20 protein-coding genes are annotated in these 18081 nt (G+C 59.2%); all 20 read left to right on the top strand.

Annotation, left to right across the window (positions count from 1 at the left end):
• Positions 1-13: 13 nt before the first annotated feature.
• Complete coding sequence (locus tag ACOYIE_RS00155; RefSeq protein WP_433409729.1) at positions 14-427, top strand: SoxR reducing system RseC family protein; 414 nt, start codon at positions 14-16, stop codon at positions 425-427.
• Between the two features lie 157 nt (positions 428-584).
• Positions 585-1469: a DUF5685 family protein gene (locus tag ACOYIE_RS00150; RefSeq protein WP_433409727.1), complete on the top strand. Its 885-nt coding sequence runs from the start codon at positions 585-587 to the stop codon at positions 1467-1469.
• Positions 1456-2070 (top strand): J domain-containing protein, encoded by a 615-nt coding sequence (locus ACOYIE_RS00145; RefSeq protein ID WP_433409725.1) that lies wholly within the window; start codon positions 1456-1458, stop codon positions 2068-2070. The genes ACOYIE_RS00150 and ACOYIE_RS00145 overlap by 14 nt, the downstream gene beginning before the upstream one ends.
• A gap of 1 nt (position 2071) precedes the next feature.
• Complete coding sequence (locus tag ACOYIE_RS00140; protein ID WP_433409723.1) at positions 2072-2578, top strand: hypothetical protein; 507 nt, start codon at positions 2072-2074, stop codon at positions 2576-2578.
• A gap of 15 nt (positions 2579-2593) precedes the next feature.
• Complete coding sequence (locus ACOYIE_RS00135; RefSeq protein ID WP_433409722.1) at positions 2594-3469, top strand: YicC/YloC family endoribonuclease; 876 nt, start codon at positions 2594-2596, stop codon at positions 3467-3469.
• A gap of 16 nt (positions 3470-3485) precedes the next feature.
• Positions 3486-3749, top strand: coding sequence for a DUF370 domain-containing protein (locus tag ACOYIE_RS00130; RefSeq protein WP_433409720.1), 264 nt, complete (start codon positions 3486-3488; stop codon positions 3747-3749).
• Positions 3742-4302 carry a guanylate kinase gene (gene gmk, locus ACOYIE_RS00125; protein WP_433409719.1) on the top strand — a complete coding sequence of 187 codons (561 nt, stop codon included), beginning with the start codon at positions 3742-3744 and terminating at the stop codon, positions 4300-4302. Before ACOYIE_RS00130 ends, gmk begins: the two co-directional genes overlap by 8 nt.
• Positions 4303-4365: 63 nt before the next feature.
• A complete protein-coding gene (gene rpoZ, locus ACOYIE_RS00120; RefSeq protein ID WP_433409718.1) occupies positions 4366-4773 on the top strand; it encodes a DNA-directed RNA polymerase subunit omega in 408 nt (135 codons plus the stop codon).
• Between the two features lie 3 nt (positions 4774-4776).
• Entirely contained in the window at positions 4777-5979 is a 1203-nt protein-coding gene (gene coaBC, locus ACOYIE_RS00115; RefSeq protein WP_433409717.1) for a bifunctional phosphopantothenoylcysteine decarboxylase/phosphopantothenate--cysteine ligase CoaBC, read from the top strand.
• A 116-nt stretch (positions 5980-6095) separates the two neighbouring features.
• Positions 6096-8549, top strand: coding sequence for a replication restart helicase PriA (gene priA, locus ACOYIE_RS00110; RefSeq protein ID WP_433409715.1), 2454 nt, complete (start codon positions 6096-6098; stop codon positions 8547-8549).
• A gap of 11 nt (positions 8550-8560) precedes the next feature.
• Positions 8561-9178, top strand: a complete 618-nt coding sequence (locus tag ACOYIE_RS00105) for an N-acetyltransferase family protein (protein ID WP_433409714.1) — start codon at positions 8561-8563, stop codon at positions 9176-9178.
• A 3-nt stretch (positions 9179-9181) separates the two neighbouring features.
• Positions 9182-9679, top strand: coding sequence for a peptide deformylase (def, locus tag ACOYIE_RS00100; protein ID WP_433409713.1), 498 nt, complete (start codon positions 9182-9184; stop codon positions 9677-9679).
• Positions 9676-10599: a methionyl-tRNA formyltransferase gene (gene fmt / locus ACOYIE_RS00095; RefSeq protein WP_433409712.1), complete on the top strand. Its 924-nt coding sequence runs from the start codon at positions 9676-9678 to the stop codon at positions 10597-10599. Before def ends, fmt begins: the two co-directional genes overlap by 4 nt.
• A gap of 11 nt (positions 10600-10610) precedes the next feature.
• The gene (locus ACOYIE_RS00090) at positions 10611-11315 is read left to right on the top strand and encodes a zinc metallopeptidase (protein WP_433409710.1); all 705 of its coding nucleotides are present in this window, start codon (positions 10611-10613) and stop codon (positions 11313-11315) included.
• A complete protein-coding gene (rsmB, locus tag ACOYIE_RS00085) occupies positions 11305-12654 on the top strand; it encodes a 16S rRNA (cytosine(967)-C(5))-methyltransferase RsmB (RefSeq protein ID WP_433409708.1) in 1350 nt (449 codons plus the stop codon). The genes ACOYIE_RS00090 and rsmB overlap by 11 nt, the downstream gene beginning before the upstream one ends.
• A complete protein-coding gene (gene rlmN / locus ACOYIE_RS00080) occupies positions 12651-13676 on the top strand; it encodes a 23S rRNA (adenine(2503)-C(2))-methyltransferase RlmN (RefSeq protein WP_433409706.1) in 1026 nt (341 codons plus the stop codon). Before rsmB ends, rlmN begins: the two co-directional genes overlap by 4 nt.
• Positions 13677-13755: 79 nt before the next feature.
• On the top strand, positions 13756-14508 hold the full coding sequence (locus ACOYIE_RS00075; protein ID WP_433409704.1) for a Stp1/IreP family PP2C-type Ser/Thr phosphatase: 753 nt from the start codon (positions 13756-13758) through the stop codon (positions 14506-14508).
• 1 nt (position 14509) lies between these two features.
• Complete coding sequence (pknB, locus tag ACOYIE_RS00070) at positions 14510-16516, top strand: Stk1 family PASTA domain-containing Ser/Thr kinase (protein WP_433409703.1); 2007 nt, start codon at positions 14510-14512, stop codon at positions 16514-16516.
• Between the two features lie 19 nt (positions 16517-16535).
• The gene (rsgA, locus tag ACOYIE_RS00065; protein ID WP_433409701.1) at positions 16536-17435 is read left to right on the top strand and encodes a ribosome small subunit-dependent GTPase A; all 900 of its coding nucleotides are present in this window, start codon (positions 16536-16538) and stop codon (positions 17433-17435) included.
• Positions 17405-18064, top strand: coding sequence for a thiamine diphosphokinase (locus ACOYIE_RS00060; protein ID WP_433409700.1), 660 nt, complete (start codon positions 17405-17407; stop codon positions 18062-18064). Before rsgA ends, ACOYIE_RS00060 begins: the two co-directional genes overlap by 31 nt.
• Positions 18065-18081: the final 17 nt, after the last annotated feature.

Here is an 18081-nt window from a genome sequence, read left to right as displayed (position 1 = left end):
GTGAGACAAAACAATGACCCAACAGGGAACGATAAAAAAACTGCTGCCGGACGGCATGGCAGAGATTGAGGTAACGCGCCGCTCGGCCTGCGGACATGACTGCGCCAAGTGCGGCGGCTGCGGCGGACTGGAGACGCAGACGCTGCGTGTGACCGCGCGCAACAGCGCAGGGGCGCAGGTGGGTGAGCGCGTATTGATCGAAGGCGGAACAGGGCAGGTGCTCGGCTATGCGGTGCTGGTGTATCTGCTGCCGGTAGCGCTGTTTTTCATCGGTTATGCGGCGGCCGGTCTGGCGCATGCAGGCGCAGGGGTGAGTGCGCTTTGCGGCGGTATCTTGTTTGCCGCAGGCATCATCGGCGCGATTTTGTACAGCCGCCGGATGAAACAGAGAAATGAGATTCCGTTTGAAATCACAAGAAAGCTCTGAATTTTTTGTGAATTTTTGCGGCTTTTGTCTGCAAACATCTTGTCTTATTGAGAAAAGTTCGGTAGAATATATTGATTGGAACTGCGGGCGCGGTCTGCTGCGCCTGCGGAAATGATAAAAAGCCGCAAGTTCTGCTGCGGCGCGAAAGGGATTTGCAATGTTTGGGTTTATCCGGCCGGTCAAACCTGAGCTGCGCGTCAAGGAAGCGGATCGGTTTCAGCAGGTATACTGCGGCCTGTGTCATGCCATCCGCGCGCGGTACGGCCGATTTTATACGCTGTTTTTGAGCTATGATATGACCTTTTTCGCATTGGTGGCAGGGTGCGGACGGCAGGATACGCCGCCGCCCTGCAAAAAACGGTGCGACGCGCATCCGCTGACCCGGCGGGAGTGCGCGCAGACGGAGGAAGCGCTTGAACTTGCGGCCGATGTGAGCGTATTGCTGACCTATCATAAATTCAGGGACAGCGTGCAGGACGAAAAAGGCGTCAAACGCCTGCTGGCAAGGCTGGCGTGCAGAGCCGGCCGGCGCGGGTATGAGCGGGCGCGGGCACGGCAGCCGGAGGCGGACGCAGAAATGGTTGCGGCGCTTGACGACCTGCAGGCGCTCGAACGGGAAAACTGTGATTCCATGGACCGTCCGGCAGATGCTTCGGCGCGGCTGACCGCCGCCGTTGTGCCCCGCACGGGAGACAGCCGCGAGCGGGTGCTGCGGCAGATGTTTTACCAGATCGGCCGCTGGCTGTATCTGCTGGATGCTGCGGCTGACGTGGCAGAGGATATGGAAGACGGTAATTATAATCCGGTTGTGCGCCGGTATGCGCTGCGCGCACCGGATTTGACAGAGATAAGAAAACCGCTGGAGCGTACACTGGAACGCTCTCTGGCCGACGTCTGTATGGCGTTTGACCTGCTGGATGCGCAGCGGGATGCGGATCTGATCCGCAATATTATTTTTTTAGGTATGCCGCTTGTCACCCTGCAGGTGCTGGATGGAACATACCAGAGGAACGGAGGATGGGGTAAACATGGATCCCTATAAGGTGCTGGGCGTCACGCCGCAGACAAATGATGACGACGTGAAGCGCGCATACCGTGAGCTGGCGCGGAAATATCATCCGGATAATTATATCAACAACCCGCTCGCGGATCTGGCAGAGGCCCGGATGAAGGAAATCAACGAGGCCTACGATATGATTATGAATGAGCGCTCGGGCCGCGGACAGGGCGCCGCGGGTGCGGGCGCGCGGCAGCAGTACGGCGGGTACTCTTCGCAGCAGCGCACCTATACGGGCGCAAATGCGGCGCTGTACAGCCAGGTGCGGCAGGCGATTAATCAGGGCAATCTGGGCATGGCAGAGGCACTTTTGCAGCGCGCAGGCGCACGGGATGCGGAGTGGTTTTACCTGATGGGTACGGTATACTATCGCAAGGGATGGTATGACGAAGCCGGACGCGCCTATACGCAGGCCTGCCAGATGGACCCGTCGAACAGCGAATACCGCACGGCGCTCAACAACCTGAATATGTCCGGCGGATACGGCGGTTACCGGCCGATGGCTGAGGCCAGTATGTGTGATTTCTGCTTGCAGATGGCGGTATGCAACTGCTGTCTGAATGCTTGCTGCGGAGGCGGATGCTGACGTGAATGCGAAGGACATCGCGCGCGGCGGCATGCTGGCTGCCGCCGCGGTTGCATTGTTATATATCGGCGGTGCTTCTCCCTGGATGGGCCTTGCCTGCTGCGCGGCGGCAGGCGTTTTCTCCGCTGTGCCGCTGCTGCGGCGCGGCAGGGTGCGGCATGCGGTGCTGCTTTATCTGGCTGCGGCGCTGCTTGCGGCGCTGATTGTGCCGCGCAAAAGCGTTGCGGCCGGCTATATCGGCCTGTTCGGCGTGTATCCGATTTTAAAATACGGGATTGAAAGCCGGATACCGCGTCATGTGCAGCGGTATGTCAAACTGGCGTATTTTAACGTGCTGCTGGCGGTGCTGGCAGTGCTGGCAAAGGCTGGGCTGTTTCCGCAGTTTGCAGGCATGGGACTGATCCGGCTGGCGCTGCTCTGGATTGCCGCCAATATTGCGTTTGAATTTTATGACGTCGGGCTGTCGCGGCTGATTGCTGCGCTGCGCAGAAGACTGCCGCCCGATTAAAAAGGGGAAATATATATGAAGAGCATGACCGGCTACGGCCGAGCCAAGGAACAACTGAGCGGCAGGACGATTACCGTTGAACTGCGCGCGGTCAATCACCGGTACCTGGACTGCACGGTAAAAGCACCGCGTCAGTATGGCTTTCTGGAGGACGCCGTTAAAAAGGCTGCCGCCGCCCGCATTGCGCGCGGCAAAGTGGAGGTATATGTTGCGGTTGAGGTACAGGAGGGCGGCGATGTTGCCGTTACCGTCAACCATGCGCTGGCAGCGCGGTATCTGACTGCGCTGCGCGAACTGGGGGAGGCCTGCGGTCTGCGGGATGACGTGACCGTTATGAGCCTTGCCAAAATGCCCGACGTGCTCGGTTCGGAGCGTATTGAACAGGATGCGGACGAAATGATTCGCGATGTGACCGCTGTGTTTGAGACGGCTTGCAACGGTTTTGATCAGATGCGCGAGCGCGAAGGGGAAAAGCTGGCGGAGGATGTGCGTTCCCGCTGCGCGGCGATTGAAAAGCTGGTTGGCGAAGTGGAAAAACGCTCGCCCGAGCGGGTGCGCGAATACCGCGAAAAGCTGCTTGCCCGTATGAAGGAAGTACTGGCCGACACCAGTATCGACGAGACCCGCATTGTGACAGAGGCGGCGCTCTATGCGGATAAGACTGCGGTGGATGAGGAAACCGTCCGCCTGCGCAGTCATCTGCACCAGCTGGACGGCATGCTGCGCGAGACACAGCCCGTCGGCCGCAAGCTGGATTTTCTGGTGCAGGAGATGAACCGCGAGGCCAATACCATCGGCTCCAAGGCGAACGATGTGGACATGGCGCGTATCGTGGTGGATATCAAGAGCGAAATCGAAAAGATTCGGGAGCAGATCCAGAATATCGAATGACAAGGGGACGGCGCGGATGAAGCTCATCAATATCGGTTTTGGAAATATGGTTGCCTCGTCGCGGCTGATCGCAATCGTCAGCCCGGAGTCTGCGCCGGTCAAGCGCACCATACAGGAGGCGCGCGACCGCGGTATGGTAGTGGACGGCACCTATGGCCGCCGCACCCGCGCCGTGCTGATTATGGACAGCGATCATGTGGTACTCAGTGCGCTGCAGCCGGAGACGGTGGCGGCGCGCTTTGCCGGAGAAGAAGACGGAGGTGTGAGCGAAGATGCATAAAGGAACACTGTATGTTTTCACCGGCCCGTCGGGCACTGGAAAAGGCACGCTGCTTTCCCGCGTGATGGAAGGGGACGATAAAGTGTTTTACTCCATCTCGGCAACTACCCGCGCCCCGCGCCCGGGTGAGACGGACGGCGTACAGTATTATTTTCTGTCCAAGGCGGATTTTGAGCAAAAAATTGCGCAGGACGCATTTTTAGAGCACGCAAAATATGTGGATAATTACTATGGAACGCTGGAGGCGCCGGTGAACGAAAAGCTGGATGCCGGCTGCGACGTTGTGCTTGAAATTGAAGTGCAGGGCGCCATGCAGGTGCATGAAAAACGTCCGGATGCGGTTCTGGTGTTCATTGCGCCGCCCTCGTTTGAAGAATTGGCGCAGCGCCTGCGCGGACGCGGCACGGAGAGCGAGGAAAAAGTGCAGAAGCGCCTGGAAACGGCGCGGCGTGAAATGCAGTATGCCGACCGGTTCGACTATGTCGTCGTTAACGATGAGGTAGACCGTGCGGTGGACGAAATACGCGGTATACTGGCGCTGCGGCGTACATAAGCCGCAGCAAACAAACATAAATTGAGCGATACAAGAACAGGGAAATAAAGGAGAAAACACATTATGCTGAAACCTTCGATGCAGGAACTGATGAAACGTGTGGGCAACCGCTATCTGCTGGTCAACCTGGCCGCGCAGCGCGCCCGCGATATTGCCGACGAGGCAGAGGAAAACGAGGAGCAGCTGGACGATAAGGCGGTAAAGCTTGCGCTGGATGAAATTGCAAACGGCTCCATTGTATACCGCCCCGGCCCGCGGACGGAGCCGGTTGTCATCACCCAGAAGAACGCAATTGCAGCGGCCATGATTGACGTGGACGCGCTTGACCTGGATGACGAGGATGACGAAGAGCGCGAAGACGGCGAGGACGATGAGAAGAACGAGGACGACGAACTGGAGGAAAAGCGTTCTCTGGACGAGTTTGCAGACCATGAGCTGGACGACGGCGACGTGCCGGAGGAGGACCGCTGAGCCATGGTTTTGGCAGGAAAGACGGTTGTTCTGTGCGTAACGGGAGGCATTGCGGCCTATAAGGCGGCGGACTTGACCAGCAAGCTGCGCCATCAGGGCGCGGCGGTGCGTGTGCTGATGACCGAATCGGCCACGCAGTTCATTTCGCCGATGACGTTTGAAACGCTGTCGTCGAACCGCGTGGTAGTGGATACGTTTGACCGTAATTTTGCATGGGAGGTTGAGCACGTTTCGCTGGCTAAGGCGGCGGATGTGTTCGTGATTGCGCCTGCAACAGCCAATGTGATTGCCAAGGCGGCGCACGGCATTGCGGACGATATGGTGACGACCACGCTGCTCGCCACCAAAGCGCCGGTTGTCATCGCGCCTGCGATGAATACGGGCATGTATGACAATCCGGTGACGCAGCAGAACCTGGAGACGCTGCGGCAGCGCGGATTTCACATCGTAGACCCCGCGGCAGGCCGCCTGGCCTGCGGAGACACGGGCCGCGGCAAACTGGCCGATACGCCCGATTTGATTTGGGGCATTGAAAAGGCGCTGACGCCGCAGGACATGGCGGGAAAGCGTGTGCTCGTTACAGCGGGCCCGACGCAGGAAGCGATGGACCCTGTGCGGTTTTTATCCAATCACTCCTCTGGCAAACAGGGGTATGCGGTTGCTGCCCGCGCCGCAATGCGCGGGGCCGAGGTAACGCTGGTCTCCGGACCGACCGCGCTGGACACGCCGAACGGCGTCTGCCGGGTGGATGTGGTTTGCGCCCGCGATATGCACGAGGCGGTTCTTGCCCGCGCGGAAACGCAGGATATGATCATCAAGGCGGCGGCGGTGGGCGATTACCGCCCTGCGGAAACCGCCTCGGAAAAACTCAAAAAGGGCGATGGCGAACTGACGGTTACCCTTGCCCGCAATCCGGATATTCTGGCGGAGCTGGGGCAGAAAAAACGCCCAGGGCAGCTGCTGTGCGGCTTTGCAATGGAAACCCAGAATCTGCTGGACAATGCGGCGGACAAGCTGCGCCGCAAGAACTGCGATATGCTGGTAGCGAACTCCCTGCGGGACAAGGGCGCCGGCTTCCAGGGAGACACCAACCTTGCCACGCTGCTGTTTGCAGACGGAAAACAGGAAACGCTGCCGCTGATGGGCAAGGACGCCCTGTCAGATATTATTTTGGACCGTCTGCTGGGACTTGCTGGGGGCGTGTGAAGCAGAAACTGATAGAACGCCGCAGGAATTGCGGCGTATATCATGCTGCAAGAGGCCGCATTTTGTATAAACAGAGAAAGACAGAGCTGGACATAGCAAAAGGAGGTGCGCGTCCATTGGCTGAAACCATTTGCGCCGTCGCCGTGGACGCCGCGACTTTTGCGATAGATAAACTATATTCCTACCGTGTGCCGGACGGACTGCGGGAACAGGTGCAGATTGGCACCCGTGTTCTTGTGCCGTTCGGCATTGGTAATAAAAGGGCGGAAGGCGTGGTGCTCGCCTTCCGGCAGGACGACGGGGGGCGCAGGCTCAAACCCGTGGTGGAAGTGCTGGATGATATGCCTGTGCTGACTGCGGAGCAGCTCAGGCTTGCCGCATGGATGCGGGAGCGGCTGTACTGCACATTTTTTGACTGCGTGCGTGTTATGCTGCCTGCCGGACTGTGGTTTAAGCGGAACGAGACCTATACGCTTTGCGCGCAGGCCGATTTGGAAACGCTGCGGATGCGGGAAGGAGACGCGGGCGCGGTGCTGCGGCTGTTTGACCAGCCAGGGCAGACGCTGACCGCCGCCGATATCCGGCAGCGGCTGGGCGGCAGAAGCGTAACCCGCACATTGGACGCGCTTGCGGGGGAAGGGGTGCTGCTGTACCGCAGCAATACGGTGCAGAAATCAAACGATAAAACAGAAAAAATGCTCGCGCTGGATATGGACGCCTCACAGGCGTATGCCCAGGCCGGCGGCCGCAGTCCGGTACGGCTGGACGTGATCGGCGTACTGGCGGACGGGGGCTGGATGAGCCAGAAAGAGCTTTGCTATATGACGGGCGCGAGCGACGCCGTCCTGCGCGCGATGGTGAAAAAGGGACTGCTACGCGTGCGGTATGAAGAATGTCTGCGCACGCCTGATTTTGCGGAGATTCCAAAAGCGCCGCCGCCGCTGCTGTCCGCAGCGCAGCAGCGGGTGTATGACGGAATCGCGCCGCTGATGGATACGGGAAAGGCGCAGGCAGCGCTTTTGTTCGGCGTGACGGGCAGCGGAAAAACGCAGATCTATCTGAAACTGATTGAAAAAGCGCTTGCACAGAATAAAAGCGCCATTGTGCTGGTGCCGGAGATTGGGCTGACGCCGCAGGTGCTGCGCCAGTTCGCCGCGCAGTTTGGGGATGCGGTGGCGGTGATGCATTCCGGCCTGTCTGTCGGCGAGCGGTATGACAGCTTCAAAAAAGTCAAATCCGGCCGTGCGCGCGTTGTGCTTGGCACACGTTCGGCGGTGTTCGCGCCGGCAGAGCAGATCGGCCTCATCATCATTGACGAGGAGCAGGACGGCGCATACCGTTCCGAACAGTCGCCGCGCTATCATGCGCGGGATGTGGCGAAATATCTGGCCGCGCAGCACAAAGCGCTGCTGGTGATGGGTTCGGCAACCCCTTCGGTGGAAAGCTATTACGGTGCGCAGCAGGGAAAATATCCGGTTTTTTCGCTGACCGAACGATTTCTGGGCACAGCGATGCCGGAAGTTGTGATTGCAGATATGCGCGGTCAGGCGCGCGAAGGGCGGACGGGCGTCATTGGCCCGCAATTGGAGCAGGAGCTGCGGGACACGCTGGAAAAAGGAAAACAGGCCATCCTGTTTCTCAACCGGCGGGGCAACAGCAGGGTCATCGGCTGCGCGCTTTGCGGCTGGGTGCCGGAATGCCCGTCCTGTTCCACCAATATGACCTACCATTCGGCTTCGGGCCGCGCGATGTGCCACTATTGCGGCGCGTCGGTTAAAATTACGGGGCAGTGTCCGGTGTGCGGAGGTGAAAACCTGTTTACCGAAACGCCCGGCACACAGAAGGTGGAGCAGGAGCTGCATGAAAAGTTTCCTGCTGCGCGCGTGCTGCGTATGGACGCAGACACGATGAATACCAAAAATGCGCATGAAAAGCTGTTTGCCGCTTTTGCAAAGGGCGAGGCGGACATCCTGCTCGGTACGCAGATGGTGACCAAGGGGCTGGATTTTGAAAATGTCACGCTCGTCGGCGTGCTGGATGCGGACCAGAGTCTGTATGCGCAGGATTACCGCGCGCGGGAGCGCACATTTTCGCTGATTACGCAGGTGGTCGGCCGCGCGGGACGGCGGTTTGATACGGGCCGCGCCGTGATTCAGACCTACAGCCCGACGCATCCGGTGATTCTTGCCGCGGCGCGGCAGGATTATGAAGCCTTTTTCGAGCGGGAGCTGGAAACGCGGCAGGCGCTGCAATGTCCGCCGGTTTGTGATCTGACCGTGCTGACCGCCTCGGGCGAGGTGGAACAGCAGGTGCTGCAAAGCCTGCTTTCGCTCAAAACGCGGCTGCAAAGCCTGATGGAGGGCCAGTATGCCGATGTGAAGGCGCCGGTTCTGGGGCCGGCGGCGGCGCAGGTCGTTAAGGTGATGGGGCGATACCGGTATCACCTGACCATCCGCGCGCAGAACAGCGCGCGCTGGCGTTCGCTGATTGCGGGCGTAACGCGGGAGTTTTGGGCGGATACGAAAAACCGAGGGGTGCTGCTGTATGCAGACAGCAATCCCGATATGTGATATACTGAAAAATGGAACAGCAGAAAAAGAATGCCTATGTGCTGCGGCCGGCCTGTGCGGACGACGCGGCGGCTCTTTTAGCGGTGTATGCGCCGTATGTGGCGCAGACGGCCGTTACATTTGAATATGAAATCCCGTCCGAAGCGGAGTTTGCCGCGCGGATTGCCCGCATTGGGGCGGAGTATCCGTATCTGGTATGCGAGCGGGCCGGCAGCGTGCTCGGCTATGCCTATGCGCACCGGCATATGGAACGGGCGGCCTACGGCTGGAACGCAGAACTGTCCATCTATCTTGCGTCCTGGGCGCAGGGGCGCGGCGTGGGCACGGCGCTGTACCGTGCGCTGGAAGTGCTGCTCGCCCGGCAGCATGTGCGCAATCTGTATGCCTGCATTACGCTGCCCAATGAAAAAAGCGTGCGGCTGCATGAAAAGATGGGCTTTTCGTATCTGGGCGCATATCACCGCTCCGGCTGGAAAAACGGCTCCTGGCATGATGTGGGATGGTTTGAAAAGCGGCTTGGCGGGGAGCAAGCGCCGCAGCCATTTATCCCCATTGCACAGATAAATGGCAGAGAAAAAGAAGCATGTTTGCTGGTACAAATGGAAATGTTGAATGACAAAGGAGAATGAATGATGGCACTTCGTAATATTTTAACACAGGGTGAAGAGCAGCTGCTGAAGCGCAGCCGCAAGGTGGAAAAGTTTGACGCCCGTCTGCACATGCTGCTGGACGATATGCGGGAGACGCTTGAACATTCGGGCGGCGTCGGTCTGGCCGCACCGCAGGTGGGCGTGCTGCGCCGCGTGGTTGTGCTGCTGGACGTCAACAAGGAGCCGGAGGAAATGGTGGAGCTGGTTAACCCTGAGGTGATCGAGCAGCGCGGCGCGGAGCGGCGGGTGGAAGGCTGCCTGTCCGTGCCGGGCGTGTACGGCTATGTCACCCGTCCCACCTGGGCAAAAATCCGCGCACAGGACCGGAACGGCAACTGGTTTGAGCGGGAGGGCGAGGGCATGGTAGCCCAGTGCTTCTGCCATGAGACCGAGCATCTGGACGGCCATCTGTTCACCGAAAAGGTGGAAGAATATGTGGATGTGGACGATGTGCAGGACGGCGCGGGTGACGGCGAATGAAAATGGTATTTATGGGCACGCCGGATTTTGCCGTGCCAAGCCTGCAAAAACTGCTGGACGCAGGGCATGAGGTGTGCGCAGTTTATACCCAGCCGGATAAGCCGCAGGGCCGGAAACAGATACTGACGGCGCCGCCGGTGAAAGAGCTGGCGCTGCAATATGATATTCCGGTTTACCAGCCGGCAACGCTCAGAAGCGAAGAAGAGCAGGAGCGCCTGCGCGCCCTTGCGCCCGAGGTCATCGTTGTGGCGGCCTATGGCAAGCTGCTGCCCCGGGCGGTGCTGGAGATTCCGCCGCGCGGATGCATCAATGTACACGGCTCGCTGCTGCCGCGCTGGCGCGGGGCGGCGCCTATCCAGTGGGCGGTCATCGCGGGCGACCAAACGGCCGGCGTCACCATCATGCAGATGGCGGAGGGGCTGGACACGGGCGACATGCTCACCCGATATGAGACCGAAATCGGCGAAAAAGAGACCGCAGGCGAGCTGTTTGACCGGCTTGCAGAGGCGGGCGCGGCGCTGCTGGTGCAGACCCTTGAAAAGCTGGACAGCATTACGCCGCAGCCGCAGGATGACAGCCAAAGCTGTTATGCGCATATGCTGGATAAGCAGATGGCGGTGATTGACTGGACCCGCTCTGCGCACGAAATTGACTGTCTGATTCGCGGACTGAATCCGTGGCCGATTGCGCTGACGGCGCTTGCGGGCGAGCGGATGAAAATTTATGCCGCAGAGCCGGCCGCCGGCAGCGGCGCGTCGGGTGAGGTGCTGGAGAGCGACCCGAAGAAGGGCCTGCTTGTTGCCTGCGGTACAGGCGCGCTGCGGCTGGACGAAATACAGATGGTCGGCGGCAAGCGGATGCGCGCAACCGATTATCTGCGCGGCCACGCAATTGAAAAAGGAACCGTTTTAGGCGTGTAAAGGAGAAAAGTATGCCTTTTTATTACGGGTTTGATATGTATTATGTAGTGCTGGTGCTGCCCTGCCTTTTGCTGGCAATGTGGGCGCAGGCGCGCGTCAATTCCACGTTTAACCGGTATTCACAGGTGCGCAATATGCGCGGCATTACGGGCGCGCAGGCGGCAGAGGCCGTGCTGCGGCAGAATGGCGTAACCGGTGTGCGCATTGAGTGGGTAGCCGGCAAGCTGACCGACCATTACGACCCGCGGACCAACACCATCCGGCTGTCCAATACGGTATACAGCTCGGATTCGGTCGCGTCGGTAGGCGTGGCCGCGCATGAGGCCGGACATGCGGTGCAGTATGCGATGGGCTATGCGCCCATCAAACTGCGCGCAGCGATTATTCCGATCACACAGATCGGTTCGCAGGCTGCGCTGCCGCTGATTTTGCTGGGTCTGGTATTCAGCTTTGGCGCGCTGGTTGATATCGGCATCTGGGCGTTTGCACTTTCGACAATTTTTCAGCTGGTTACGCTTCCGGTGGAGCTGAACGCTTCGCGCCGCGCGCTGGCGGCCATTGAGCAGAGCGGATTGCTGACCGACGACGAATATCCGATGGCGCAGAAGACGCTGTCGGCCGCGGCGATGACCTATGTGGCCGCGCTGGCGGTTTCGCTGGCGCACCTGCTGCGGCTGGTGCTGCTGTTTGGAGGACGGGGTCGAGATGATCGCTAAACGTCCGCGTACACCGCGTGAGGCGGCGGCATTTACCCTGTTTTCCATGGATGAAGAGGCCGCGTGGTCGGACGGGGCGCTGCATCATTACCTGAGCCGCGCAGAGCTGACCGGACGCGACGCGGCGCTTGCTTCGCGTCTGGCGTATGGCACGGTGCAGAACCAGCTGCTGCTGGACTGGTATTTGCGGCAGTTTTCCAGCGTGAGACTGGGAAAAATCGCGCCGCGTGTGCGCCGGTGCTTGCAGATGGGACTGTATCAGCTGATCTTGCTGGACAAGATTCCGGCGCATGCGGCGGTGGATGAGACGGTGGCTTTGGTGCGGCGGTACTGTCATGCCAATGAGCGGACGGTTTCCTTTGCCAATGCGGTGCTGCGCCGTGCGGCGGAGGCGGCGCAGGAGAACCGTCTGCCGGTGCTGAACTGTCCGGATAAAGAAAGCTATTATGCGCTGAAATACAGTCATCCGGAGTGGCTGGTCCGGCTGTGGTCAAAGCAGTTTGGGCAGAAGCTGACGGAGCGCATCTGCCAGGCGGACAATGCGGATACGCCGGTTTCGGTGCGCGTCAATACGCTGCGCACCACGCCCGAACAGGCGGCGGCAGAGCTGGAAAACGCAGGTCTGACCGTTGCGCGGCACGATGCGTTTGCAGATATTTTGCTGTGCAGCGGCGGAGACGTAGCGGCGCTGCCTGCTTTTGCAGAGGGGCGCATCACCGTGCAGGACGCGGCGAGCGCGCTGGCTGCCGCAGTGGCCGCGCCCCGTCCGGACGACAGGGTGCTGGACTGCTGCGCCGCGCCGGGCGGCAAGAGCTTTGCCATGGCAGAGCGGATGCAGGGCCGCGGCACGGTTGTTTCCTGTGATATTTATGCGCACAAGCTGGAGCGCATCCGCACGGGTGCGGCGCGTTTGGGGCTGCCCAATGTGCAGACCGTTTTGCAGGACGCTGCCGCGCCGCGTGCAGAGTGGTTTGCGGGCGCGGACGTGGTGCTGTGCGACGTGCCCTGTTCCGGACTGGGCATCATCCGCAAAAAGCCGGAAATTCGCTATAAAGACCCTGCGGAGCTGGAAAATCTGCCGGTGCTGCAAGGGAAAATCCTGCGCAACTGCGCGCAGTATGTGCGGCCGGGCGGCACGCTGGTTTATTCGACCTGCACGATTTTGCAGCGGGAAAATGAAGACGTTGTCCGCGCTTTTCTTGCGGAACAGCCTGATTTTGCGCCGGCGCCGTGGACGCATGCGGTCTGCGGCGCACGGGAGGACGGCATGGCGGCCCTGTTGCCGCCGGTACATGGGACGGACGGATTTTTTATCGCAAAACTGAGGAAAAAAGCATGACGGAAATCAAATCGCTGACAATGGAAGAACTCAAAGCCGCGCTGAAGGAGTTGGGTGAAAAGCCCTTTCGTGCGGGGCAGATTTTCAAGTGGCTGCACGCAGGCGTGCGTTCGTTTGACGAGATGAGCAATCTGTCCAAGGAGCTGCGCGCCAAGCTGGCAGAACGGTTTGTTTTAACCGTGCCGGAGGTTGCGCGCAAACAGGTGTCCCAGGTGGACGGCACGGTAAAATATCTCTGGCGCATGCGGGACGGGGACTGCGTTGAGTCCGTTTTGATGCACTATGAACACGGCAACACGGCCTGCGTTTCAACGCAGGTGGGATGCCGCATGGGCTGTAAGTTCTGCGCAAGCGGTCTGAATGGACTCAAACGCTGCCTGTCGCCGGGAGAAATACTGGACGAGGTGCTGTTCATGCAGCAGGACAGCGGTGAAAAAATATCCAATATCGTGCTGATGGGCACGGGCGAACCGCTCGATAATTATGACAATGTGCTGAAATTCCTGCACCTGGTCAGCTGTGCGGAGGGCATCAACATCGGCCAGCGGCATATTTCCTTGTCAACAAGCGGAATTGCTGATAAAATAGAGGAGTTAGCAGAGGAAAAACTGCAAATTACGCTGTCTGTTTCGCTGCACGCGCCGGATGATGAAACCAGGTCGAGCATCATGCCTGTCAACAGGGCCTATCCCATTGAACGGCTGGTGCGCGCCTGCAATTATTATTTTGATACCACGGGCCGCCGCATTTCCTATGAATACATGATGGCGCGGGACAAGACGGACCGCCCCTGGCAGGCGGAAAAACTGGCGGGGCTGCTGCGCGGCCGGCCGGCGCACGTCAACCTGATTCCGCTCAATGAGGTGGCGGAGAGCCCGCTTCGCCCTTCGACCAGAGAGACGGTGCGGCGGTTTCAGGCGGCGCTGGAAAAACGCGGCGTTACGGCGACGGTGCGCCGTAAACTCGGTCCGGATATTGACGCTGCCTGCGGCCAGCTGCGCCGCAGAGAAATGCAGAAGTAGCCGCAAAGCAGCCAATGCAGTGATAACAGGTGCAGGAGGTAGCTGATTTACCCCCTATAACCATACAGGAGGTGTTTCTATGGAATGGTTCGGTCTGACGGATAAAGGACGTGTGCGCCCAACCAACCAGGACATTTACAGAATTGAAGTGCGGGAGCAGAATGAAACCGCACTTTTGGTCGTGTGCGATGGGATGGGCGGCGCAAACGCCGGCAATGTGGCGAGCCGTTTTGCCGCGCAGGCGTTTGCCGAGGCGGTGATTCCTGCGCTGGACAGCGCGCCGGATGAGAACCGGCGGCGGGAACTGCTGACCGGCGCGCTCAGACAGGCGAATGAAACGGTGTTCCGTCTGGCAGGCCGTCAGCCGGAATTCCGCGGCATGGGCACAACGCTGGTTGCCGCGCTGGTACAGGGCGGCAGCGCGACCATTCTGAACGTGGGCGACAGCCGCGCCTATCTGTTTGACGGCACACGGCTGCACCAGATTACCGAGGACCATTCCTATGTGGAGGAAATGCGCCGCCAGGGCCGCATCACGGAAGAGGCCGCGCGCACCCATCCGCAGAAAAACCTGATTACCCGCGCGGTAGGCGTGGAGACCATGGTGGAGGGCGATCTGTTTGAAACGCGGCTGGAACCGAGCGAGATTCTGCTGCTGTGTACGGACGGATTGACCGGCATGGCAGAAGACGAACAGATTGCAGAGACGATTCGCCAGAGCAAAACGCTGGCCCTGGCGGGCGATGCACTGCTGACCCTTGCGCTCGCCGGCGGCGGACGCGATAATATTACCGTTGCGCTGTTCACCCGCGGCGCGGGAGAGGAGGCGTGAGATGGATAAGTATATAGGCAAATGGCTGGGCGGCCGGTATGAGATTATCGACGTGGTCGGCGTGGGCGGCATGGCGGTAGTTTACCGCGCGCGCGATACGGTGCTGGGCCGCTATGTGGCCGTTAAAATACTCAAGGACGAATTTGCCAAAGATGCGGAAATCCGCAAGCGCTTTTCGATTGAATCGCAGGCGGTTGCCAAGCTGTCCCATCATAATATTGTCTCTGTGTTCGATGTAGGCAGTGAAAACGGCGTGGATTACATCGTCATGGAGCTTATAGAAGGCGTGACGCTTAAGGAATATCTGAAGAAAAAAGGCAGACTTACCTGGCAGGAATCGCTTTTCTTTGCGCAGCAGCTTTGCCGCGCGCTCTCTCATGCGCATTCCCGCGGCATTATCCATCAGGATATCAAGCCGCAGAATGTCATTATCCTGCGCGACGGCACGGCCAAGCTGACCGATTTCGGCATTGCTTCCTTTGCCACAACGCAGGAGACGCGCGTTGTGCAGGAGGCGATTGGCTCGGTTCACTATATCTCACCCGAGCAGGCCAAGGGCTCCAAAATTGATTACCGCACCGATATTTATTCGCTCGGTGTGGTGATGTACGAAATGCTGACAGGCAAGCTGCCGTTTGAGGGTGAGACTGCGCTGCAGGTCGTCATGCAGCACCTGAATGCGGTACCGCTTGCGCCGAGCGAACTGGCGCCCGGCATTCCAAAGGGGCTGGATGCGGTCGTCATGCATGCGATGTGCGCCAACGTGTCCAAGCGGTATGCCGCGGCGGACGAGCTGTACGCAGATTTGGAAAGAATAAAAAATGAGCCGCAGGTTCATTTTCATTATACTGATGCGGATGATGCGGCGGATAAAACGCAGGTGCTTGGTCCGGAAGTGCAGCAGGCGGCGCGCCGCACAGCGGCAGCGCGCGGAAACAGCGCGCCGCGGCGGGAGCCGCCGGTGGAAGAACGGGAACCGGAAGGCTTTTTTGAGCGGCTGGCAGAGCGGCCCGGCCTTGCGGCAGGAATCGCGGTTGGCGTGTTTGCAGTGATTGCGCTGATGGTGGCCGGCATTCTGATTTTTACGGGCAGCACTGGCAAGGAAAAAATTACGGTGCCGCCGCTTGTCGGCAAGTATATCGACGAGGTACTGGCCGATACCGAACTGACCGAGCAGTTCACTGTGCAGGAGGCGGAGCAGCGTGTGGAATCCGACCGCCCAGCAGGAGAAATTTTGGAGCAGGACCCTGTGCCGGGCGATAAAGTGGTCAAGGGAACCGTCATTACGCTGACGGTATCCGCCGGCGGCGATCATGTGAGCGACAGCTATATGATTGTGGATTTCAAGGAGAAAAAGCTGGATTATGTGACAACCATTCTGGAAGAACACGAGATTGCCTATACCGTTGAGCAGGAATTTTCAGACGAGGTGGAAAAAGACCTTGTCACGCGCACCGACCCGCCTGCGGGAACCGAACTGGAGAAGGGCGCGTCGCTGACCATTTACGTCAGCAAGGGCAAGGAAGGCCAGGAATGCACCGTGCCTGACCTGTATGGCATGACCCGCAGCGCAGCCAAAGAAGCGCTGGAAGCACAGAAGCTGAAGCTTGGTTCGGTGGACGAGGTGGAGAGCCAGGCGGAAAAGGGCACGGTGATCTGGCAGTCTACCGATAAGGACACCAAGGTTGCGGAGGGGACTGCAATCAATGTGCAGATCTCCAAGGGTAAAAAGCAGGAAGAGCCGCAGGAGCCGGAACCCGATGAGCCGGACGAGCCGACCCCGCCGCCGGCGCCGGAGATGGGTTCTGCAATTGTGAATGTGATGCTGCCGGACACGACCGATATGGCGCATGTTGTTATATCGGTGGACGGTGAGGTCAAATATGACCAGACGCATCCGACCGACATGGGCAGCGTTTCGGTAACGGTGCAGGGAACGGCCGGCCAGCATGAGGTAACGGTCAGCATAGACGGCAATTCCAACACCTCGACCTATCTGTTCAGCTGACAACAAAGGAGCGTATTTTTTGACCGAAGGAATCATTCTAAAGGGCATCGGCGGGTTTTACTATGTGGATACTGCGGACGGGCTGATTGAATGCAAAGCGCGGGGCAGATTCCGTAAAACCGTGGGCAAACCCATTGTGGGCGACCGTGTGACGCTGGAAATCCAGCCGGAGGACGGCACGGGCTATCTGTTGGATATTCAGCCGCGCAAGAACAGCCTGGTGCGTCCTGCGGTGGCCAACCTGGATCTGCTGGTTGCAGTGGCTTCGGCTGCGCCGCCGGTGACCGACCCGTTCCTGATTGACAAGGTGACGGCCATTGCCGCCCACAAGGAGATGGACGTGCTGGTGGTCGTCAACAAGACCGACGCCGACCCGGGCGACGCACTGTATGAAATTTACCGTGCAAGCGGCATTGAGGTGATGCGCGTGAGCGCGCTGACCGGCGAGGGGATTGATGCGCTGAAAGCGCGCATCCGCGGTCTGGTATCTGCCTTTGCCGGCAATTCCGGCGTAGGCAAATCAAGCGTACTCAATCGTCTGGACGCCTCGTTCGGCGCGCAGGTCGGCGCAATTTCCGACCGGCTTGGGCGCGGCAAACATACAACGCGCCATGTTGAGCTGCATCCGATTGCGGGCGGCGGGTATATTGCGGATACACCGGGATTTTCTTCGTTTGAAACCGAGCAGATGGATTTGGTGCTGGCGGAGGACCTGCAATTTGCATTCCCTGAGTTTGCACCCTATCTGGGCAGATGTAAATTTACGGGCTGTGCGCATGTGAAAGAAAAGGGATGCGCGGTGATTGAAGCGGTTCAGGCGGGAAAAATTGTCAAGAGCCGGCATGAAAGCTATTGCAGGCTGTATGAAAGCGTAAAGGATTTGAAACAATGGGAGATTTCGAAGGGCGGCACGCGCTGATTTTTGCGGCAGCGCCGGAGACGGAATACGAATATATCCGCACTTTTTTATCTGCGCATCCGGACGTGCTGATTGCCTGCGCGGACGGCGGCCTGCGCCACGCGCGTGCGCTGGGGCTGCATCCGGACTTCATGATTTCGGACTGTGACTCCATGCCGGAGGTGGAAGGGGCGGAAATTGTTCGCCTGAAGCCGGAAAAAGACGATACGGATACGCAGGGGTGCCTGCGCGAAGTGTTCCGCCGCGGCTGCCGGGAAGCGACGCTTGTCTGCGCGACAGGCGGGCGGGTCGATCATATGCTGGCCAACCTCTCCCTGCTGGAAGAAGCGCGCGCGCTGGGCGGCCGTTTGACTGTTCTGGACAGGCAAAACAAACTGGTTTTGCATGAGGGCGGCCTGCAGAAATTCAAAATGCCCGAAGTGTATCAGTATTTTTCCATTGTGCCGCTGGATGCGGTTTTGAAAGGCGTGACCATTACGAACGCGAAGTATCCGCTGCAAAATGCAACCGTTACGCGCGCCGGCATGGTGACAATCTCCAATGAAGCGACGGCCCCTGTGTTTACGGTTTCAATTGAACAGGGAAGCGCAGTGGTTGTGTTTTCACGCGATCTGACGGCGCCTTTGTGAAAAATCAACACGGAAGG

The sequence above is a fragment of the Agathobaculum sp. genome (assembly GCF_050946325.1).
In the GTDB taxonomy this organism is placed as follows: Bacteria; Bacillota; Clostridia; order Oscillospirales; family Butyricicoccaceae; genus Agathobaculum.
This window is presented reverse-complemented; position numbering and strand designations above follow the sequence as displayed.